The organism is Bacillus cereus group sp. BfR-BA-01441 (assembly GCF_022663075.1).
Lineage (GTDB): Bacteria > Bacillota > Bacilli > Bacillales > Bacillaceae_G > Bacillus_A > Bacillus_A cereus.
In genome coordinates this window covers 1-21,267 of the sequence record NZ_JAKUEU010000087.1, presented here as the reverse complement: position 1 = coordinate 21,267, position 21,267 = coordinate 1, and the positions used below count along the sequence as shown (strand labels likewise).

Sequence of the window (21,267 nt, the reverse complement as noted above, 5' to 3'; positions counted from 1 at the left end):
TAAAAGATATTGAAGATCATGGCTGTCCATCTTGTGGCTCTTGTTCGGGTATGTTTACCGCGAACTCTATGAATTGTTTATGTGAAGTATTAGGTTTAGCTCTTCCTGGTAACGGGAGTATTTTAGCAATTGATCCAAGACGTGAAGAGTTAATTAAACAAGCAGCAGAGAAATTGAAAATTTTAATTGAAAGAGATATTAAGCCGCGTGATATTGTAACAGAAGAAGCAATTGACGATGCTTTTGCACTTGATATGGCGATGGGTGGATCAACGAATACAGTATTACATACGCTAGCACTCGCACAAGAGGCAGGACTAGATTATGATATGAACCGTATTGATGCAGTTTCAAGACGTGTACCTCATTTATGTAAAGTAAGTCCAGCCTCAAATTGGCATATGGAAGATATTGATCGTGCGGGCGGGATTAGTGCAATTTTGAAAGAGATGAGCCGGAAAGAAGGAGTACTTCATCTTGATCGAATAACTGCTACTGGGCAAACATTAAGAGAAAATATCGCTGAGGCAGAGATTAAAGATAAGGAGGTTATTCACTCTCTCGAAAACCCTCATAGTGAAGAGGGGGGCTTACGTATATTAAAAGGAAATCTTGCTAAAGATGGAGCGGTTATTAAAAGCGGTGCAACAGAGGTAAAGCGTTTTGAAGGGCCTTGCGTTATTTTTAATTCACAAGATGAGGCACTTGCGGGCATTATGCTTGGGAAAGTGAAAAAAGGAGATGTAGTTGTCATTCGTTATGAAGGACCAAGAGGTGGGCCTGGTATGCCAGAAATGTTAGCCCCAACATCAGCAATTGCTGGAATGGGATTAGGTGCTGAGGTTGCATTATTAACAGATGGACGTTTTTCTGGAGCTTCACGTGGAATTTCAGTGGGACATATTTCACCAGAAGCAGCAGCGGGCGGGATGATTGCACTTCTTGAACAAGGGGATATTGTATGTATTGATGTTGAAGAACGCTTACTAGAAGTAAGAGTGAGTGATGAAGAATTAGATAAGCGTAAAAAAGAATGGAAACGACCAGAACCGAAAGTAAAAACTGGCTGGCTCGGACGTTATGCACAAATGGTAACATCGGCGAATACAGGGGCTGTCCTGAAAATCCCACATTTTGATTGAGCCAATTTAAAAGAGATAAGGATGATATATAATGGTGCAAAAGGTAAAGGAGAGAGTGAAAATTGAAGATATCTTAATGGCTCATAATTGCCTGAAAGATATCGTTATTAAAACACCGTTACAACGTGATACAGTTTTATCTGAGAAATATGATTGTGACGTTTATGTAAAACGAGAAGACTTACAATTAATTCGCTCTTTCAAAATTCGTGGTGCATACAATTTGATTCAAAGTTTACCGAAAGAAAAGTTACAAAACGGTGTTGTTTGTGCAAGTGCTGGTAATCATGCGCAAGGAGTTGCTTATACGTGTAATTTATTGAAGATTCCGTCAAAAATATTTATGCCCACAACAACACCGAAACAAAAAGTATCACAAGTACAATTTTTCGGTGGTGATTTCGCAGAGATTGTATTAGTTGGTGATACATTCGATAGTTCTTTCCAAGAAGCACAGTGTTATTGTGAAGAAAATAGAATGACATTTGTTCATCCGTTTGATGATCCGTATGTAGTTGCTGGTCAAGGGACAGTGGCAGTTGAAATTATGCATGATATGGAGAAACCGGTTGATTATATCTTTACAGCAATCGGTGGTGGTGGATTAGCATCAGGAGTTGGTACATATGTAAAAGGTGTTAGTCCTACTACAAAGGTTATTGGTGTAGAGCCAATGGGAGCTGCATCTATGAAAGAGGCTTTTCTTCAAAATGAAAATGTAGCATTGGAGAAAATAGATAGCTTTGTTGATGGGGCAGCTGTTAAAAAAGTAGGAAAGTTAACATTTGAAACTTGTAAAGATGTAATTGACGATATTATTTTAGTACCAGAGGGGAAAGTTTGTACGACGATTTTAGAACTGTATAAGAAAAATGCGATTGTAGCTGAACCGGCTGGTGCACTCTCTATTGCAGCGCTTGATTTATATAGAGATGAAATAAAAGGTAAAACAGTTGTATGTACGCTAAGTGGTGGAAATAATGATATTGATAGAATGCAAGAAATGAAAGAGCGTTCGCTCATTTATGAAGGACTGAAACATTACTTTATCATTGAATTTCCGCAGCGTTCAGGTGCGCTAAGAGAATTTCTTGATAAAGGATTAGGACCAGAAGATGACATTACGCGCTTTGAGTATATTAAGAAACATAATAAAGAAAATGGTCCAGCATTAGTCGGCGTAGAATTAAAACATAAAGAAGATTATGAGCAATTAATTACTCGCTTTAAAGAAAATAATATTCAATTTATGGAACTTAATAAAAACCCTGTTTTGTTTGATTTGCTTATTTAATAGAAGGAAAGAGTTAGAATGTAAATAAAAAAGATAGATACAAGCGAGGGAATATAGTGCTTGTTCTATCTTTTTTATAGTTAAACTAGGTACTCATTAAATTCAAGAAGAATAAAGCTAGCTAACCAAAAGAGTATCGCAATACGAATGATTACATACATTGTAAATTCAAAAGGAGTAAGATTTCTCTCTCGCTTTATTTTTTTAAATAGTCTCACAGAATAAAAGGAACATAAAAGCAGGATTGCTATAGACATTTTATAGATGTTTTCTAAGAGGTTTATATTTTCTAATAACTCTTTCAGCATGTTTATCACCTATTCTGTAAAGTATATTACAGAGAAATAGATCTTGAGCTGTCTAGTTTCGTTTGTTTTTTATTTTCCCTGTATCATCAATTTCTACATCAGTTGAAATTGTTTGTAAATATTGAAGAGCTTTTTTCTTTTCTCCTTCATTTACAGGGGAAACTTGGTTGTTGCGAATGATATAAGGATTGAATGACATTTGGACATCCTTTCCTTTAAAAGTTAAAGTTAATACGCCAGTTTCAGCGCTTTTCCCATTCACATAACTCGGGAATAAAAAGTTACCTAATGAGTAAGCGATAGGAACTTTATTATAATACTCAAACCCTTGTAACCAATGTGGATGGCTCCCGACAATTGCGTTAGCTCCTGCTTCAACCATTTTAGGTACATATTGCTTTTGGTATTCTACCGGACGATTTGATTTTTCAACGCCCCAATGCATATAGACGATTAAATAGTCTGCATCTTTCTTTTGTTCTTTAATTGTTTTTGTTACAAGATTTAAATCATAGCCATTCGCAACGCCAGGTTTATTCTCACCAGCTACCCAATTAGAATCAGGCATAAATCGAACGAAGGAAAGAAATTTAAACTTTTTCCCTTTTACGGTCATTTCTCGTGCTGTATATGCATCTTTCGCATTTTTTCCGGCTCCAATGTAAGGGAACTTTAATTTTTCTACGTGAGAAATCGTATCTAATAATCCATCTTGCCCATAATCAAGTGTGTGGTTATTCCCAATATTTACGATGTCATATCCAGTGTTTTTAATAGCTTGTAGTGTAGATGGATCACTTTTAATCCAAAACAGTTGCCCAGGTGCTTTCTTTTCTTTCGTTGTAAATGCCGACTCTAAATTCACAAAAGAAATATCAGCTTTTTTTATTTCTTCTTTTACATGTTGGAATGGGTAATCAGCCCCATTCTTTTCGATTATAGGACGTAATTGCCAATCAAACATTGTATCACCAGAGAAGGTGAGTGTGATTTCTTGGTCTTCTATTTTCTTTTCGCTTTTTGAAGCGGTTTTACTAGATTTGTTTTGCAAATCGGGTTTGTCTTTTGCTTTTGAAATAAAAGAGTAATTGATTAATAAAACAATCGGTGTAATGAAAAAGGCTATTAACAAAAATCGTTTTAGTAAAGTTTTCATATATACCTTCCCTTTTAATATTATCCCGCAATTAAATTAACACTGAATCTATTAAAGGTAATTAAAGTTACAAAAAATAGCGGGTTATGTAGTGGAAAACATTTGTTAATATTCTCAATATTAAGTTAACATATAGATAACCTGTAAATCAATGTATAAACCAAAATATAGAAATAAAGAATTCGAAGGGTGAAGAATGAGAAATGGTTATATTAGGAGCAGTTGTAAATGGAATTTGTATTATATTTGGTACTTTACTTGGTAAATTATTTAGTAGGATTCCAGAAAGTATGAAAGGGACGATAATGCACGCAATCGGTTTAGCGGTTACTGTGCTTGGGCTTCAAATGGCATTAAAAAGTGAAAACTTTCTTGTTGTCATACTGAGTTTAGTGATTGGTACGGTAATTGGAGAATGGTTACAATTAGAAGAAAAGTTAAAACATTTAGGGGATTGGCTAGAAAATAAAGTTGGATCGAAAGGGAAAGGTAGCATATCAGAAGGTTTTGTAACAGCTACTTTAATTTTTGCAATTGGCGCGATGGGGATACTTGGTGCACTTGACAGTGGGATTCGCGGAAATCATGATATTTTATTTACAAAGGCGATTATCGATGGATTTATTTCTATTATATTAACGACAACTCTAGGAATTGGCGTAGTATTTTCGGCGATTCCAGTTGTTTTATATGAAGGTGGTATTGCAGTTTTTGCAACACAAATTAATAGTTTTGTCCCGAAAGAATTAATGAACCAATTTATAGTGGAGATGACGGCTACGGGCGGCATTATGATATCTGCTATTGGATTGAACTTGCTTAGTATTATTAAAATCAAGGTGGCAAATTTACTTCCAGGTATATTGGTAGTGGGTGTAATTGTTTCAATTATTTATGGTTACGGTTTAATGGATTATTAACCAACTTCATTTAGTGGGAGTTGGTTTTATTATGAAAAAAATGCGGGATTGTAGTGATTTTCACTAGAAAATAGCGGGTTTTGTAGTAAATCTTGCATATAAAGCAAATTACTAAACTTTTTACAAGAAAGGGTGTATAGAATGGGTATCTAAAGAAAGAAGGTGTGAAAATGGCCAGCTGGAAACGGAATTTAATGATTTGTTGGCTAGGTTGTTTTACCACTGCAGCCGGTATGAGTTTAGTAATTCCTTTCTTATCTTTTTATATTGAGGAATTAGGAGTAACTGGCACTTCAAGCATTGCACAGTGGTCGGGACTTGCATTTGGTGTAACATTTTTAATGGGTGCGATCGTATCGCCAATATGGGGAAAGCTTGGTGATATACATGGACGGAAATTGATGCTTATTCGTGCTAGCCTCGGTATGGCGATTATTATGACGCTTATGGGGTTTGTAACGGATGTGTATCAACTAGTCGCACTAAGATTTTTAATGGGAGCAGTATCTGGTTTCCTTTCAACAGCGATGACATTTATTGCAGCAGAAACTCCGAAAGAACATTCAGGTTGGGCGATTTCCACAATTTCAACTGGTGGTGTGAGCGGTTCGTTACTTGGCCCGTTACTTGGCGGTTATTTGTCTGAGTTAATTGGAATGCGTCATGTCTTTCTTGTTACGGGAGCTTTTTTATTCCTTTCCTTTCTCATCGTTTTTTTCTTCCTGCATGAAGAAAATCACTCTGCTCAAGCAAAAAAAACACAGCCGAAAAAAGTATGGACGATGGTCCCAGCGAAGCATTTAATTATTAGTTTATTTGTAACAACATTTATTATTCAACTTGCTAATATGTCAGTTCAACCAATTGTTACATTGTACGTGAAAAATTTAGTAGGTCCTCATACTGCACATATTGAAACAATTGCGGGTGCAGTTATGTCAGCGACAGGATTAGCAGTTATTTTGGCAGCACCAAGACTAGGAAGATTATCAGATCATATCGGTCCTCAAAAAACGTTAGTTGTAGCGTTATTTGCTGCAGGAATTATTTTTATCCCGCAAGCATTTGTAACGTCAGCTTGGCAACTATTAATTCTTCGATTTTTATTAGGTATCGCACAAGCAGGATTATTACCTTCCGTACAAACTCTACTAAAACAACATACACCAACCCATGTTACGGGACGAATATTTGGATATAATCAATCATTTCAGTTTTTAGGAAATATGATTGGTCCAGTGCTCGGGGGACAAATTGCAGCGCATGCAGGTTTCCAATATGTTTTCCTCTCTACATCTTCACTATTATTTATTGCGTGTATTTGGGTTTATTTTCATAATAAGAACGAAGAGGTATCAGAGAAACGACATTTGGAAGTTAGTTAACTAAGTGAATGAAAAAGAAAAAGGATGAAGCAGCATGTGCTTCATCCTTTTCTTTAAAATCGAAGACAAAGATAACTTAATGTACCAAGCTCGTAACTACGGTGAATGACTTCACCGCTATTTTCACCACTTCCCATAGCGATAAATAAAGGAACAAAATGTTCTGCTCTTGGTACTGCTAATTGTGCATGAGGAGCATTTTTCTCCCAATTAAACAATGCATCTTTATCGTTATTCTGCATATGTTTAATAATCCAATCATCAAATTCAATTGCCCATTTTTCAGGTGTAGTTTGATTCCATTTCAGTGCTCGTAAATTATGAACGGTAACGCCACTCCCGATTACTAAAATATCTTCTTGTCCGAGCCCTTTAAGTGCTTCTCCAATTTCAAATTGTTCTTTTGCAGAAAGGAATGGATTGACTGATATTTGCACGACAGGAATATTTGCTTCTGGATACATGCGGTGCAGGAGTGTCCATGAACCATGATCTAAACCTCTCGTCATATTATGATGGACTGAAATACCTTTGTTCTTAAATTTTGTTTCTAAAATAGATGCAATATGAGAAGAGCCTTTCGCACGATATTTGATTTCGTATAACTCAGGGGGAAAACCTCCAAAATCATAAATTGTTTCATACTCGTTATCTGATGAGGAAATCGTTAATACTTCACTTTCCCAATGAGCAGTGAAAATAACAATTGCTTTCGGTTTATATGTTTCTCCAAGTGTTTTTAAAAATCGTGTATAGTCTGTATCTTGAATAGCGAGCATAGGCGAACCATGTGCTAAAAATAATGATGGCATCATAATAGTAGGAACCTCCTAAAAATTATATAGTTACTTTATGTAAGTAACTATATAATTTTATTTTGAATTCGTCAAGAAATTAGTTTAAAAGCAAGTCTGAAAAATACATCATTTGTCATAATGAAAGCAATTACATATAATATAAAATAAGAAAAGTGAATGGATATTCATTTTCTTAAAGCTATACATAATAGAGTTGGGGGCTGACGAAATGAATGTACAGGAAAGTTTCGTTACGGCATTGGATGGATCGGAAATTTATTTGCGTAAGTGGTTACCAGAAGGAGATCCGAGAGGAATTATTCAAATTGCACATGGCATGACAGAGCATGCAGGGGTGTATACAGAATTTGTAGATGCTTTATTGGAAGCAGGGTATGGTGTTTATGCGCATGATCATAAAGGACATGGGAAAACAGTAAAAAAAGAAGAAGATTATGGTCATTTTGAACCAAATATAGGGTGGAATCAAGTTGTATCGGATGTTATCTTTGTTTCAGAAAAGATAAAAGAAGAGCAGTCAAGTCCTTTGTTTTTACTTGGACATAGTATGGGTTCTTTTTTATCAAGACGTGCTGTACAACTTAGAGGCGAATTATATGATGGATTTCTGATTTCAGGAACAGGTGGAAATCCAGGGCTTTTAGGAGCTATTGGTCATAAAGTAGCAACAATCGAAATGAAATTGCGTGGGGCAAAAACGAAAAGTCCAATGTTAAACTTTTTATCTTTCGGAAACTTCAATTCGAACTTTAAGCCAAATCGTACAAAATTTGATTGGTTATCTTCAGATAATAATCAAGTTGATAAATATATTGCGGATCCGTTATGTGGTTTCATTTGTACGACGAGTTTTTACCGAGAATTATTTTCTGGTGTATTAGAAGTAAATAAACTAGAAGAATACAAGAAGACGCCAAAGAATCTTCCAATACATATATTCTCTGGTGATCGTGATCCTGTTGGCGATATGGGGAAAGGTGTAAAAGAAGTATATGAAAACTATAAAAAATGTGGTGTGAAAGACGTGACACTACGTTTATATGAAAATGGTAGACATGAAATGTTTCATGAAGTAAATAAGGATGAAGTATTTAAAGATTTAATTTCGTGGTTAGATGCGCATAATAAATGAGAAAGATAATCCCAAACTGTTTGTAGTTTGGGATTATTTATTATACAGAAATAGGGGCAATAAATTCTTAAATTCACTTTACTTAATAAAAAATAAAAAAATATTGTATGAGAGGAAACCTCACTTTTCTGAAGTGAGGTTTTTTGTAGTAACGAAGTAATAGTGAATAAAACTAATTTTAAAAGTAATTTAAAATTAAACTTTTTATAAAGCAACAGATGCTCGTTCATAATAGTAGTATAATAGTGAATGAGGTGTTAATAGAATGGAAGATAGAACGTTAGGTTTATTACTAGATGTTGTTGGGGAACTATTTTCAGATGAAATTTCAATTGCTGTTTCGAATACGAAAGAATATATTTACTATCGGCCAAGTAAACGAATTGATTTAAAGATTAGTGTCGGGGATCCTATAAAGGAAGGAACGATTGCTCATAAAGCGATGGTGATGAATCAAAAAACCTCTGAGTTTATTAATCGGGATGTTTTTGGTATTCCTTATCATGGAATGGCTGTACCATTTTCAAACAATGGAAAGCTTGAAGGGTGCGTGACGGCAATTTATCCAGCTTTAACGGATGGAAAGTCAGTTGTTACTTTAAAAACAACAGACGGCTGGATTCCGGTTCCTTTTTCAAAGGTTATGTATTTAGAGGCTAAAGATAAAAAGACGTATGTGAATTCAGAAGAGTTATCAGGAACACATAAATACTCTCTGCAAGAATTCGAATACTTGCTTCCGAAAGATTCATTTATTAGATGTCACCGTTCGTTTATTGTAAATGTTAATCATATTAAAGCGATTTATCCTGATACCCATTCTACTTTTGTACTTTCGATGGATAATGGTGAGAGAGTACCAGTTAGTCAATCATACGCTAGTTATTTCCGTAAACTTCTAGGATTCTAAATTTTTCTGCTTTAGAACCTAGATTTGCTGTTCTGTCTGAATTTTCGGCATTGTATACTAAAATCCCTATTTTGATAGTGTTAATGTGTAAAATAATTATGAATATTCAATGAGAGAGGGATTACATATGGAGAACAATTTAGATAGAATCAGAGATCAACGTCTAAAAGATCGGGTAGTTACACCTGAAGAAGCAGCTTCCTGGATTCAAAGTGGAATGACTTTAGGCTTAAGTGGGTTTACACGTGCAGGTGATGTAAAAGCAGTCCCATTTGCGCTTGTAAACCGAGTTAAGAATGATGAATCTTTTAAAGTAAATGTTTATACTGGGGCTTCTTTAGGATCCGATGTAGACAAATTATTTGCTGAGGCAGGAATTTTAGGGAAAAGATTACCTTTCCAAGCTGACGCTACTATGCGAAAAGGAATTAATAACGGAGACTTTTTATTTGTGGATCAACACTTGTCTCATACAGCAGAGTTACTCCGTGCTGACGTTCTGGATATAGATTTCGCTATTTTGGAAGCGGTTGCGATTACAGAGGACGGAATGATTATTCCAACCACTTCAATTGGAAATTCCTTAGCGTTTTCCTTAAATGCTAAGTCTATTATTATTGAAATGAATATGGCTCAATCCGCGCAATTAGAGGGGCTACATGATCTATATGAACCAGGTAAACAAGGGGAGAGGCTTCCAATTCCGCTTGTGAAAACAGATGACCGAATTGGAACAATCGGTATTCCAATTGATCCTGAAAAAGTAAAGGGAATTGTGTTTACGAATCAATTGGATTCGCCATCGACAATTGTTCCTCCGGATGAAGAAACTGTTATTATGGCACAGCATTTAATAGAATTCCTTCGAGAAGAAGTCAAAGTAGGCCGATTAACAAATCGTTTAGCGCCGTTACAATCAGGAATTGGTTCAGTGGCTAACGCCGTATTGCATGGAATGTTAGATTCAGAATTTGAAGATTTAGAAGTATATTCCGAGGTTTTACAAGATGCAGTTTTTGATCTTATGGATGCTGGAAAAGTCAATTTTGCTTCTTGTTGTTCTATCACGCTTTCTGAAGAGAAAATGCAACAAGTATTTTCTAACTTTGAAAAATATCGTGACAAATTAATGATGCGTCCACAAGAGATTTCCAATCATCCTGAAATTATTCGTCGCCTTGGATTAATCTCAATTAATACTGCATTAGAATTAGATATATACGGAAATGTTAACTCTACTCACGTTTTAGGTACAAAAATGATGAATGGTATTGGTGGGTCTGGCGATTTTGCAAGAAATGCTCGCCTAGCTATCTTTGTTACTAAATCGATTGCGAAAGGTGGTAACATTTCAAGTATCGTTCCTTTCGTTTCTCATGTAGACCATACTGAACATGATGTAGATGTTATCGTCACTGAACAAGGGTATGCCGACTTAAGGGGACTTGCGCCAAGAGAAAGAGTGGAACTTATTATTGAGAATTGCGCACATCCAATGTATCGTGATCAACTACGTGCTTATTACGAAGAAGCAAAAACAAGAGGTGGACAAACTCCTCATATTTTAGAAAAAGCTTTTTCTTGGCATACGAACTATGCTAAAAATGGAACAATGCTTGAAGCGGTAGTAGAAACTGTATAGGTTTGTATCGTACGAAATAGTAAAACGAATGAGTGAGCTTGAAGATTAAATTTTAGAAAAAGAGAACGCCAACTTTTAGGGATGGCGTTCTTTTTCTTTAAAAAAATTGTTGAAAATCGTACTGATTATAATAAAGATTTATAAAATTAATTTCTAATTTATGGAAATTAAAGGTTTTTTTGAAGTGCTTTCCGAATCAATTTAGTAGTGTACATATTGAAAGTGAGGAAAAAGAATCATGAAGATAAGAGAAGTATTATTAAGTGAAGCAAATGAATTAAGTGAACTCGCACTACATTCAAAAGCAACGTGGAATTATAGTGAAGAATTCATACTTGCTTGTAAGGAAGATTTAACAATTACGGAAGAGTACATAAAAAATAATTTTGTATATGTTTTAGTAAACGATAATGCGAAGATTGGTTTTTTCTCATTTTTACGTAATGATAAAGCTCTCGATTTCTTGTACATTCATCCTCATTACAAAGGAAAAGGTTACGGGAAAATACTTTGGGAGTATGTAATAGAAAAAGCCAATGAACTAGGATTAAAAAGTTTTACAATTGATAGTGATCCGAATGCAAAAGGATATTACTTGAAAATGGGAGCACAGTTAATAGGAGAGACACCATCAACTGTCTTTAAGGGTCGTTTACTGCCTCTTTTGAAATATGATGTGTAAAACTATTAATAGTAGGGGAAGATTAGAATGGATGATGTAAAGAAAAAGCAAATATATGAGGCGTTAATAAGATCTTGGTCAATAGAAACAAGTTCAAAGTGGACAATTGAAAATTCAGTAAAGGGACAGTGTGGTGTAACGGCTCTAGTCGTTCAAGATATATGTGGAGGGAAAATTAAAAAGACAAAAATAGGGTGCGTGTGGCATTTTTATAACTTTATAGATGGGCAGAGATTTGATTTTACAGAGACTCAATTCAATGGGAAATTGAATTATATGGATGAAAAGTCAAATTGGGAAGAAGCATTTGCAGATACAAATGAAAAACAATATAGCATTTTGAAGGGAAAAATAACGAAAGAATTAAAATTATCTTTTGACTCTTAATCTTTAATAAGTTACTATAATGGTGGTAACTTATTAAAGGGAACTTCATAGAGTTGAAAGGGGAAATACTTTTGAAAACAACTTATGTAAACGCTACAATTGTAACGATGAATGAACAAAACGAAGTGATAGAAAATGGATATATCATTGTAGAAAATGATCAAATTATAGATGTAAAGAGCGGAGAATTTGCAAATGATTTTAAAGTAGATGAAGTAATTGACATGAAAGGAAAGTGGGTTTTACCAGGGCTTGTAAATACACATACACACGTTGTAATGAGTCTCCTAAGAGGTATTGGCGATGATATGTTATTACAGCCGTGGCTTGAGACGAGAATTTGGCCACTGGAAAGTCAATTTACTCCCCAAATTGCGGTCGCTAGTACGGAATTAGGATTACTTGAGATGGTGAAAAGTGGTACAACATCATTCTCTGACATGTTTAATCCAATTGGAGTAGATCAAGACGCAATTATGGAAACGGTATCAAGGAGCGGGATGCGAGCTGCTGTTTCAAGGACTTTATTTAGCTTCGGAACGAAAGACGATGAAAAGAAAGCGATTGAAGAAGCTGAGAAATATGTGAAGCGTTACTATAACGAAAGTGGCATGTTAACTACGATGGTTGCACCACATAGTCCATATACATGTAGTACAGAATTGTTAGAAGAGTGCGCACGGATTGCAGTAGAGAATCAAACGATGGTTCATATCCATCTTTCTGAAACAGAGCGTGAAGTACGTGATATTGAAGCACAATATGGAAAACGTCCAGTAGAATATGCAGCGAGCTGCGGATTGTTTAAACGCCCAACAGTTATTGCACACGGTGTAGTATTAAATGACGATGAGCGTGCATTTTTAGCAGAAAATGACGTTCGAGTAGCTCATAATCCGAATAGTAATTTAAAACTAGGTTCTGGTATAGCGAATGTAAAAGCGATGCTAGAAGCAGGAATAAAAGTAGGAATTGCAACAGATAGTGTTGCATCTAACAATAATTTAGACATGTTTGAAGAAATGCGCATAGCGACTTTATTACAAAAAGGTATTCACCAAGATGCAACAGCATTACCAGTTGAAACAGCTCTTTCTCTTGCGACAAAAGGAGCTGCGGAAGTAATCGGGATGAAACAAACAGGGTCACTAGAAGCTGGTAAGTGTGCTGATTTTATTACGATTGACCCGTCTAATAAGCCGCATTTACAACCAGCGGATGAAGTGTTATCACACCTTGTATATGCTGCTAGTGGAAAAGATATAAGCGATGTAATTATTAACGGAAAACATGTCGTTTGGAATGGCGAATGTAAAACGTTAGATGAAGAGCGTATTATATTTGAAGCAAGTCGTTATAAACGAGGTTTGCAAAGATAGATAATTATGTGGCAGTTGAAAAAGCTATCCTTTTAAAAGGATAGCTTTTTTCTTGAACGAATAAATATTCAAAAGAATGTCGCATCTTTCTGTTAGTATTTCTGCTATAATATATTACGCTTTATAATATTTTATATTTAAGGAGAACAACTCATGAAGCGAAAAAAGAGCCATTTAATGGTAATGGCACTTGTTACATCTTTATTATTAACAGCTTGTAATAATAAAGCGAATAAAAGTGATACAGAGGTTAAAAAACAAGTGTTAAATGTAACAGTATCAGAAGAAATTCCTTCTCTGGACACTGTGAAAACAACAGATGGTACATCAGCCCACATTATGCAGAATATATTTGAAGGGTTATATGTATTAAACGATCAAGATCAGCCTACTCCAGCCATAGCAAAATCGTTTAAAAGAAGTGAAGATGGTAAGAAATATACATTTGACTTGCGTAAAGATGCAAAATGGTCAAATGGGGATAATGTAACAGCAAATGATTTTACATTTGCTTGGAAACGTGCAATTAACCCTGAAACAGCCTCTCAATATGCGTCCATGCTCTTTTATGTAAAAAATGCGAAAGAGATCAATAAGGGAACAATGCCTCTTGATGCACTTGGGGTTAAAGCGATAAATAATTATACGTTAGAAGTTGAACTCGAACAGTCAATTCCGTATTTTTTACAGTTGTTAGCACTACCTATATACTTACCACAGCATGAATCATTTTTGAAAGAACAAGGAAACAATTATGCATTGGAACCTAGTAATCTCATATATAACGGTCCATTTGTATTAGAAAAATGGAAGCATGAACAAGAGTTTCAATTAAAGAAGAATGCTACATATTGGGATCGAAAGAAAGTGAAATTAGACGAAATAAACTTTCATATCGTAAAGGATACAATGACAGCTGTAAATTTATATGAAGCTGGAGATTTAGATCGAGTACCTATTAATTCGCAAGTTGTAGACAAGTATAAAGGGAATAAGGAATTACATATGTCGAGTGATCCTGGAATTGCTATGCTTCGTTTTAATGAAAAAAATACCGCGTTAGCAAATAAAAAGGTGCGTCAATCTATTTCATTAGCGTTAAATAAAGATGATTTCGTTGCTCACTTTATTAATAACGGAGCAAAACCTGCAAGTGGACTTGTACCAGTTGGTCATGTAAATGAAGTGACTGGTAAAGATTTTAGAAAAGAAAATGGAGATATTTCCTCATATGATTTGCAAAATGCAAAAAAACTTTGGGAAGAAGCGAAAAAAGAGCTTGGGGTAGAACAAGTAAACCTAGAGTTCTTAACGTTCGAACAAGATAATGCAATACGTATGGCAGAATATATAAAAGGTGATTTAGAGAAGAATTTGCAAGGGTTAACGATACAAATTAAACAACAGCCATTTAAGCAAAAATTACAGTTAGAACAAATAGGTGATTACGATATAACTATGGCAAATTGGGGACCTGACTATAAAGACCCAATTAGTTATTTAGAGTTATTTACGACAGGGAATCCGAATAATAAAATGAATTATTCTAATGTTCGTTACGATGAATTAATAAAGAAAGCGAAAACGGATTTTGTACTAGATACGGAAAATCGATGGAAAGCGTTGCGAGAAGCCGAGCAGGTATTATTAGAAGATGCAGCTGTGGCACCGCTTTATCATATTGGCTCAGCATATGTACAAAAGGATTATGTAAAAGGAATTGAAAAACATCAATTTGGTGGTATTTATACTTATAAGAATGCTTATATTGCTAATGAATAAATACAAAAAACCTTACTTTTTAAAAGTAAGGTTTTTTACACATAAATTCTATTAAACTGATTTTAATAAAGCGTAAAAATTCGTATCATATGGGATATCATCTTGATACATATAATTTTTTAGAACACCTTCTTTTTCAAAGCCTAATTTTAATAGTACTTTATTAGAAGCTTCATTTTCAAGAAATACAATTGCCCCGATCCGCTTTAAATGAATCGTATGGAAACCGTATGATATAACCTCAGAAACAGCTTCAGTCGCATATCCTTTTCCCCAGTGTTCAGGCAAAAAGGCATAACTTATATTGGCTCGTTTATGCTCAGAAGACCAATCGTGAAAACCAATGGTACCGATGAGTTCTTTCTTGTCTTTTAATTCGATTCCCCATTTTATACCGCTTCTTGCATTGTAGCTCAACTTAAAATTATGAATGATTTGTTTCACTTGATCAACATCTTGTAACGGTTTTTGGCCATAATAGCGCAGTACATTAGTATTAGAAAAGCATTGTAGTATACGTGGTGCATCTTTTTCGGTAAGTTCTCTTAAAATGAGTCTTTCAGTTTTTAATAAAGGAAACATATTTTCGCTCCTTTTCACATGAAAATAGAATGTATTTGTTATTATATAATTTAATCTGAAAATAAAGATTATTCAAGGTGTAAGGGTAGATTTGATTTATGATAAACTTAGATGTGGAATATATTTCAAAAAAGAGGTTTGGAAATGGAAAAAAATTCGATATTAATTGTAGATGACGATAAAGATATTATTCAATTTATTAATGTGAATTTAAAACAAGAAGGTTTTAAAGTTTTTAGTGCTCATAACGGAGAAGAGGCTTTAGAAATAATAAATAATAACAGTATTCAACTTGCTATTTTGGATATTATGATGCCTCAAATGGATGGTATAGAACTTTGTAGAAGGATTAGAGAGAAACATAGTTTACCAATTATGTTTTTAAGCGCGAAATCATCGGATGTAGATAAGGTAATTGGATTTAGTACTGGGGCAGATGATTATATTGTGAAGCCGTTCAGTACAATTGAATTTATCGCAAGAGTGAAAGCTCAATTAAGAAGGTATACATATTTCAATCAAAATGCTCCCCAAGTAATGGAAAAGAAAATAAATATTAGAGGTTTAGAAATAGATGAAGTGTCGAGAACAGTAATGTTATATGGAGAAAGAATCAATCTTACGAAAACTGAATATGATATTTTACACTTAATGGCAGCTGCAAGGAATCGTGTGTTCACAATTGAAGAAATATATGAGAGCGTTTGGAACGAAAGAGCCTATGAAAGTAATAATACAGTAATGGTTCATATTGCAAGATTGAGAAATAAAATTGAAGAGAATCCAAAAGAACCGAAGTTTATTCAAAATGTTTGGGGAGTCGGATATAAAATTGAAGATTAAATCATTACAAGGCATTAGAGCTAAGTTTTTTATCGCATTCATATGTAGCATCTTGTTAGCGACTGTAAGTATAATAGTGTTTCAAATTTTAGTTGGAAATATATATAGTCAGGTTAATGTTTTAGAGGAAAAATATTCATTTTTATATTTTATAGTTTTTTTGATTTTTACTACAACATACTTTGCATGTATGACAAAAACACTGATGAAAAGGTTGTCTCAAATTAACAAGAACCTGAAGGAAATAAGTGACGGTAATTTTGAAATACATATACCTATTTTGAAAAATGACGAGATTGGTGAACTAGCGGCAAATGTTAATAGAATGGCGAAAAGCTTAAAAGAGTCTATCGAGAATGAAAAAAAATCACAGGAAATGAAAAATGAAATGATTAGTAATATTTCTCATGATTTACGAACGCCAGTAACATCTTTAATCGGTTATGCGGACCTGTTAGGAAATAAACTTCATTCGAATGGAGAGGAATGTGAACAGTATGTAAGTATATTAAAGCGAAAAAGTTATGAATTAAAACATCAAATAGATGATTTATTAGAATACTGTCAAATAAATTATAGAGAGATTGAATTACATAAAGATGAAGTAGATATGAAAGCATTAATTGAACAAATCATGATTGACTTTGTACCACAATTAGATGATGCTAATATGAGCTTTTATATTAAAAGTGATGAAGTGCTGCATGTAGAAGTTGATGTAGCACTTATAGTGAGACTATTTGAAAATGTAATAGGTAATAGTATTATGTATGGAAAAGATGGAAAGGAAATTGCAATTGAAATTTCCAATAAAACAATGAATGTTGAAGTAGAAATTAAAAATTTTGGACAATGCATTCCGAAAGAGGACCTTCCTTACGTTTTTGAGAAATTTTATCGTAGTGAAAAATCACGTAGTTCTCATACGGGCGGGAAAGGAATAGGACTTGCAATTTCAAAAAGTATAGCCGATCTCCATCAAGGGGATATCACTGTACGTAGTAACGATAAAGAAACAGTTTTTACTGTGAAATTACCGCAGTATAAAAAAGTAAGAAAGTCGTAAGTATTTCTTTTATATGTCGTAATTTTTACTTTGTATCATTGAGAAAAAGGATATGAGAGTAGGGACGCGACATGTGGAAGGCATTTTTATTAGTAATTATAGTTTCTTTTTTAATTATAAGTTGGATCTTAGTTTATGTAGCTAATGGTGTTACATCAGTTTTTGTTTGGTGGAGTATACAGGCTTTTAGTTTTATTTCAGTTTTCCTCTTGGTAGGATCAGTAATAATATTTTTTTGGAAAGGCATTTTTAGAAAGCGGATAGATAGAACGCTATTTTTAATCATTCTGTTTTCTATCATTGGAGCTTGGCCTGTCGGTTGGTTTGCTAATATAGGTAGAATTGCTTATCCAGCAGATATACAATCTATGAGTCCTAAAGCAGTAGTTCGTTTTCCTTTGAATGAGCGAGCATTAATAGGTTGGGGTGGTGATCGGTTAGAAATGAACTATCACGTTATAAAACCAAATGAAAGGTGGGCATATGATATTCTCATTCCACCTGCTGAAGTGAAAAGTAGTAAGTTAGAGGATTACGGAATATATGGAGCGAAAGTAATGGCACCAGCTTCTGGGACGGTTGTATCAATTAATAATAATGAACAAGATTTAGTTCCGGGATCGGATAATTTTCAGTCAATGGCTGGGAATCATATTTATTTACGACTAGATGAAACGGGCACATTTTTAATTCTTGCCCATTTAAAGAAAGGATCAATTAATGTGAGAGAAGGACAACATGTAAATGAAGGAGAATTTCTTGCTCAAGTCGGTAACTCAGGAAGTTCAAGTGAGCCGCATTTACATATTCATCATCAAAGGCAAGATCCGTCCAAGGTAAGTATGTTTTTTGCGGAAGGATTGCCACTTTACTTTCGAACTGAAAATGGTGTCATGATGCCGGAAAGAGGGACATACATAAGTGGTAACTAGAAGAAAATCATTTCATCCAAAAAGGGTACTCCAAATTAAAATTGGAATACCCTTTTTTCATTACCCTACAAATGTTTGATACAGTAAGAAGATATTTAAAACGATAACGAGTGCTGCAATTATCCAAGCGATAAATGTTGTTATACGGTGGTTAACGAGTGCACCCATAATCTTTTTGTTACTTGTAAACATAATAAGTGGCACTAGTGCAAATGCAATACCGAATGATAAGACGACTTGGCTCATGACTAGAGCGTAAGTTGGATTTACACCTAAAGCGATAATAACTAATGGTGGAATCATTGTAATAAATCGGCGTAAGTATAACGGAATATGCATGCGAATGAAACCTTGCATAATAATATCACCCGACATTGTACCGACAGAAGAGCTAGATAGTCCTGCTGATAAGAGCCCAATTCCAAACAAAGCAGCTGATACAGGACCTACTAAGTTGGTAAATTGAGTGTAAGCAACATCTAAATCTTCAACGTGCAAGCCGTTTTTAAAGAATAGTGCAGCAGCAACAATTAACATACTTGCATTAATTGCTCCAGCAATAACCATTGCAATAATAATATCGATAAATTCGAAACGAAAAATCTTTTTCTTTTGTTCGTCAGTTGTTCCGACCACACGGCGTTGTGTTAATGCAGAATGCAAGTATATTGCATGCGGCATAACTGTCGCACCTAAAATCCCTGCTGCAAGTAATATACTGTCTACACCTTGGAATTTTGGAATAAATAGTCCTGAAAGAAGGGGACTTAATTCTGGTTTTGCATAAAAAACTTGAATCCCAAAAGCAATTACTACAATGAAAATCATTCCTGTAATAATAGCTTCTAGTGGACGAAATCCTCTACGTTGAAATTCAAGGATAATAAATGATCCGGCTGCTGTAATTAAAGCGGCAGGTAGCATCGGGATTCCAAATAGTAAGTAAAGCCCCAATGCAGCTCCAATAAATTCCGCTAAATCTGTAGCCATAATAACTAGTTCACCTTGTATCCATAAACCGATAGACACAGGCTTTGGAAAGTTTTCACGAGCTATTTCGGGTAAATTGTTTCCTGTAGCAATTCCTAATTTAGCTGATAAAGTTTGGATTAATACAGCCATTAAGTTAGAGGCGAGTATAACCCATAATAGTAAATATCCATATTGTGAACCAGCTGCGATATTTGTAGCAAAGTTGCCAGGATCAATATAAGCAACGGACGCTATAAAAGCGGGTCCTAAAAATGGTAACAGTCTTTTCCAGCCTTTTGTTTCTCCACTTAAAGCTAAGTGAGCTGATTGTACGGTTGTACTTTCAGAAGGGAGATGTTCATCTTTTGTTATATCTTTATTCATAGTAGTTTTCCCCTTTAAAATGTTAACTTGATGAAATTATTGTATTTATTCTTACTCATTATTTCAATACATTTAGATATGTTATATGATAATTTCATTTGAACACGAAAGTTTCCTTAATGCAAATTATATGCCTTTATGCAATGGATGGTGTGATAACGTAAAATAAATTGGGAGTTTATGGTGTGATGACGTGGGGAAACATAATAAATTAAAGGGTCAATTTTGAAATTTATGTGAACATAAAGCCGATAATCCAGCATATTAATTGATGGAATTGCATTTGTATGATATATAATATATTGGGATTACAACATAACCATAGTGTTTTGATGTGTAATCTTGTTTTTTATTTTTGTTAACTGATAGAAAATAGTATAAAGAAAAGAAAATGGGATTCATTTTCTTATTATATATGTTTTGATATGAACGTTAACTTATACATGATTTTAAAAATTAGATAGGTGGTAGAAATACATTGGCAACTACAAAACCATACAGAGTATTACTATATTACATGTACACAACAATTGAAAACCCAGAAGAATTCGCGGCAGAGCATTTAGAATTTTGTAATTCACTTGAATTAAAAGGAAGAATTCTTGTAGCGAAAGAAGGTATTAACGGAACTTGTTCTGGAACTGTAGAACAAACAGAGAAATACATGGAAGCAATGAACAATGATCCACGTTTTGACGGTATCGTATTTAAAATAGATGAAGCTGATGGTCATGCATTCAAGAAAATGCACGTGCGTCCTCGTCCAGAGTTAGTTACACTTCGTCTAGAAGATGACATTAACCCACACGAAATAACTGGGAAGTATTTAGAGCCAAAAGATTTTTATGAAGCAATGAAACAAGAAGATACAGTTATCATTGATGCACGAAATGATTATGAGTTTGATTTAGGTCACTTCAAAGGTGCGATTAAACCTGATATCGAATCATTCCGTGAATTACCAGATTGGATTCGTGAAAATAAAGAAGTACTTGAAGGTAAAAAGATTTTAACTTATTGTACAGGCGGAATTCGTTGTGAGAAGTTTTCTGGTTGGTTAGTTCGTGAAGGCTATGAAGATGTAAGTCAGCTTCACGGCGGAATTGTAACGTACGGAAAAGACCCAGAGGTACAAGGTGAGCTTTGGGATGGACAATGTTACGTGTTCGATGAGCGTATTGCTGTACCAGTAAACCAAAAAGAACATGTTATCGTTGGTAAAGACCACTTTACAGGTGAACCTTGTGAGCGCTATGTAAACTGTTCAAATCCAGAATGTAATAAGAAAATTTTATGTTCTGAAGAAAACGAAGCGAAATATTTACGTGCATGTTCTCATGAATGTCGTGTAAGTCCACGTAACCGCTACGTAATACAACATGAATTAACGGAAGAGCAAGTAGCTGCTGCATTAGAGCAAATCGAAGCAGGGAAGTAAACTGAATTCGGATAATAAAAGGGGTACTCCAAGTTTTATTTTGGAGCACCCTTTTTTTATTATCCGGTCCTGTCATTTGTCGGTAAGTCGATATATTAAAAAAATCGCTGATA

20 protein-coding genes are annotated in these 21,267 nt (G+C 34.5%); 15 read left to right on the top strand and 5 right to left on the bottom strand.

What is annotated here, in order from left to right:
• Window positions 1-1,142, top strand: a 1,142-nt coding sequence (locus tag MR107_RS25025; RefSeq protein ID WP_242292844.1) for a dihydroxy-acid dehydratase domain-containing protein, incomplete at its 5' end; no start/stop codon positions are given.
• Between the two features lie 31 nt (window positions 1,143-1,173).
• Window positions 1,174-2,436, top strand: a complete 1,263-nt coding sequence (gene ilvA, locus MR107_RS25020) for a threonine ammonia-lyase IlvA (protein WP_000250317.1) — start codon at window positions 1,174-1,176, stop codon at window positions 2,434-2,436.
• Between the two features lie 80 nt (window positions 2,437-2,516).
• Here ilvA and MR107_RS25015 read toward each other — a convergent pair whose 3' ends face one another.
• Both MR107_RS25015 and MR107_RS25010 read right to left on the bottom strand, forming a co-directional pair.
• Window positions 2,517-2,744 (bottom strand): hypothetical protein, encoded by a 228-nt coding sequence (locus tag MR107_RS25015; RefSeq protein ID WP_000910604.1) that lies wholly within the window; start codon window positions 2,742-2,744, stop codon window positions 2,517-2,519.
• A 52-nt stretch (window positions 2,745-2,796) separates the two neighbouring features.
• Window positions 2,797-3,900, bottom strand: coding sequence for a CapA family protein (locus MR107_RS25010; protein ID WP_000854536.1), 1,104 nt, complete (start codon window positions 3,898-3,900; stop codon window positions 2,797-2,799).
• A 203-nt stretch (window positions 3,901-4,103) separates the two neighbouring features.
• On the opposite strand from MR107_RS25010, the gene MR107_RS25005 reads away from it, so the two are divergent.
• Both MR107_RS25005 and MR107_RS25000 read left to right on the top strand, forming a co-directional pair.
• Complete coding sequence (locus tag MR107_RS25005; protein ID WP_000236031.1) at window positions 4,104-4,820, top strand: DUF554 domain-containing protein; 717 nt, start codon at window positions 4,104-4,106, stop codon at window positions 4,818-4,820.
• 170 nt (window positions 4,821-4,990) lie between these two features.
• Window positions 4,991-6,205 carry a multidrug efflux MFS transporter gene (locus MR107_RS25000; protein WP_000179303.1) on the top strand — a complete coding sequence of 405 codons (1,215 nt, stop codon included), beginning with the start codon at window positions 4,991-4,993 and terminating at the stop codon, window positions 6,203-6,205.
• A 53-nt stretch (window positions 6,206-6,258) separates the two neighbouring features.
• On the opposite strand, the gene MR107_RS24995 is transcribed toward MR107_RS25000, so the two are convergent.
• Window positions 6,259-7,020 (bottom strand): DODA-type extradiol aromatic ring-opening family dioxygenase, encoded by a 762-nt coding sequence (locus MR107_RS24995; RefSeq protein ID WP_000982899.1) that lies wholly within the window; start codon window positions 7,018-7,020, stop codon window positions 6,259-6,261.
• Window positions 7,021-7,231: 211 nt separating this feature from the next.
• Here MR107_RS24995 and MR107_RS24990 point away from each other — a divergent pair, with 211 nt between their 5' ends.
• The 7 genes from MR107_RS24990 to MR107_RS24960 all read left to right on the top strand — a co-directional run bounded on the left by MR107_RS24990 (window position 7,232) and on the right by MR107_RS24960 (window position 14,937).
• Window positions 7,232-8,155, top strand: a complete 924-nt coding sequence (locus tag MR107_RS24990; RefSeq protein ID WP_001102581.1) for an alpha/beta hydrolase — start codon at window positions 7,232-7,234, stop codon at window positions 8,153-8,155.
• A 265-nt stretch (window positions 8,156-8,420) separates the two neighbouring features.
• Window positions 8,421-9,065 (top strand): LytTR family DNA-binding domain-containing protein, encoded by a 645-nt coding sequence (locus MR107_RS24985; RefSeq protein ID WP_000390209.1) that lies wholly within the window; start codon window positions 8,421-8,423, stop codon window positions 9,063-9,065.
• Between the two features lie 127 nt (window positions 9,066-9,192).
• A complete protein-coding gene (locus MR107_RS24980; RefSeq protein ID WP_000429811.1) occupies window positions 9,193-10,707 on the top strand; it encodes an acetyl-CoA hydrolase/transferase family protein in 1,515 nt (504 codons plus the stop codon).
• A gap of 238 nt (window positions 10,708-10,945) precedes the next feature.
• A complete protein-coding gene (locus MR107_RS24975) occupies window positions 10,946-11,389 on the top strand; it encodes a GNAT family N-acetyltransferase (protein WP_000701928.1) in 444 nt (147 codons plus the stop codon).
• 27 nt (window positions 11,390-11,416) lie between these two features.
• Window positions 11,417-11,776: a YunG family protein gene (locus MR107_RS24970; protein ID WP_242292843.1), complete on the top strand. Its 360-nt coding sequence runs from the start codon at window positions 11,417-11,419 to the stop codon at window positions 11,774-11,776.
• Window positions 11,777-11,829: 53 nt separating this feature from the next.
• Window positions 11,830-13,155 carry a bifunctional S-methyl-5'-thioadenosine deaminase/S-adenosylhomocysteine deaminase gene (locus tag MR107_RS24965; RefSeq protein WP_121868395.1) on the top strand — a complete coding sequence of 442 codons (1,326 nt, stop codon included), beginning with the start codon at window positions 11,830-11,832 and terminating at the stop codon, window positions 13,153-13,155.
• Between the two features lie 153 nt (window positions 13,156-13,308).
• Window positions 13,309-14,937 (top strand): peptide ABC transporter substrate-binding protein, encoded by a 1,629-nt coding sequence (locus MR107_RS24960; RefSeq protein WP_025710136.1) that lies wholly within the window; start codon window positions 13,309-13,311, stop codon window positions 14,935-14,937.
• 51 nt (window positions 14,938-14,988) lie between these two features.
• Here MR107_RS24960 and MR107_RS24955 read toward each other — a convergent pair whose 3' ends face one another.
• Complete coding sequence (locus MR107_RS24955) at window positions 14,989-15,519, bottom strand: GNAT family N-acetyltransferase (protein ID WP_000484228.1); 531 nt, start codon at window positions 15,517-15,519, stop codon at window positions 14,989-14,991.
• Window positions 15,520-15,663: 144 nt separating this feature from the next.
• On the opposite strand from MR107_RS24955, the gene MR107_RS24950 reads away from it, so the two are divergent.
• The 3 genes from MR107_RS24950 to MR107_RS24940 all read left to right on the top strand — a co-directional run bounded on the left by MR107_RS24950 (window position 15,664) and on the right by MR107_RS24940 (window position 18,360).
• Window positions 15,664-16,362 (top strand): response regulator transcription factor, encoded by a 699-nt coding sequence (locus tag MR107_RS24950; protein ID WP_000414517.1) that lies wholly within the window; start codon window positions 15,664-15,666, stop codon window positions 16,360-16,362.
• On the top strand, window positions 16,328-17,428 hold the full coding sequence (locus tag MR107_RS24945; RefSeq protein WP_162837403.1) for a HAMP domain-containing sensor histidine kinase: 1,101 nt from the start codon (window positions 16,328-16,330) through the stop codon (window positions 17,426-17,428). The genes MR107_RS24950 and MR107_RS24945 overlap by 35 nt, the downstream gene beginning before the upstream one ends.
• A gap of 71 nt (window positions 17,429-17,499) precedes the next feature.
• Window positions 17,500-18,360 carry a M23 family metallopeptidase gene (locus MR107_RS24940; protein ID WP_000265297.1) on the top strand — a complete coding sequence of 287 codons (861 nt, stop codon included), beginning with the start codon at window positions 17,500-17,502 and terminating at the stop codon, window positions 18,358-18,360.
• A 60-nt stretch (window positions 18,361-18,420) separates the two neighbouring features.
• Here the strand turns inward: MR107_RS24940 and MR107_RS24935 are convergent, their stop codons facing one another.
• On the bottom strand, window positions 18,421-19,716 hold the full coding sequence (locus tag MR107_RS24935; protein WP_001030679.1) for an Nramp family divalent metal transporter: 1,296 nt from the start codon (window positions 19,714-19,716) through the stop codon (window positions 18,421-18,423).
• A 478-nt stretch (window positions 19,717-20,194) separates the two neighbouring features.
• Here MR107_RS24935 and trhO point away from each other — a divergent pair, with 478 nt between their 5' ends.
• Window positions 20,195-21,154 carry an oxygen-dependent tRNA uridine(34) hydroxylase TrhO gene (gene trhO, locus MR107_RS24930; RefSeq protein WP_000246231.1) on the top strand — a complete coding sequence of 320 codons (960 nt, stop codon included), beginning with the start codon at window positions 20,195-20,197 and terminating at the stop codon, window positions 21,152-21,154.
• Window positions 21,155-21,267: the final 113 nt, after the last annotated feature.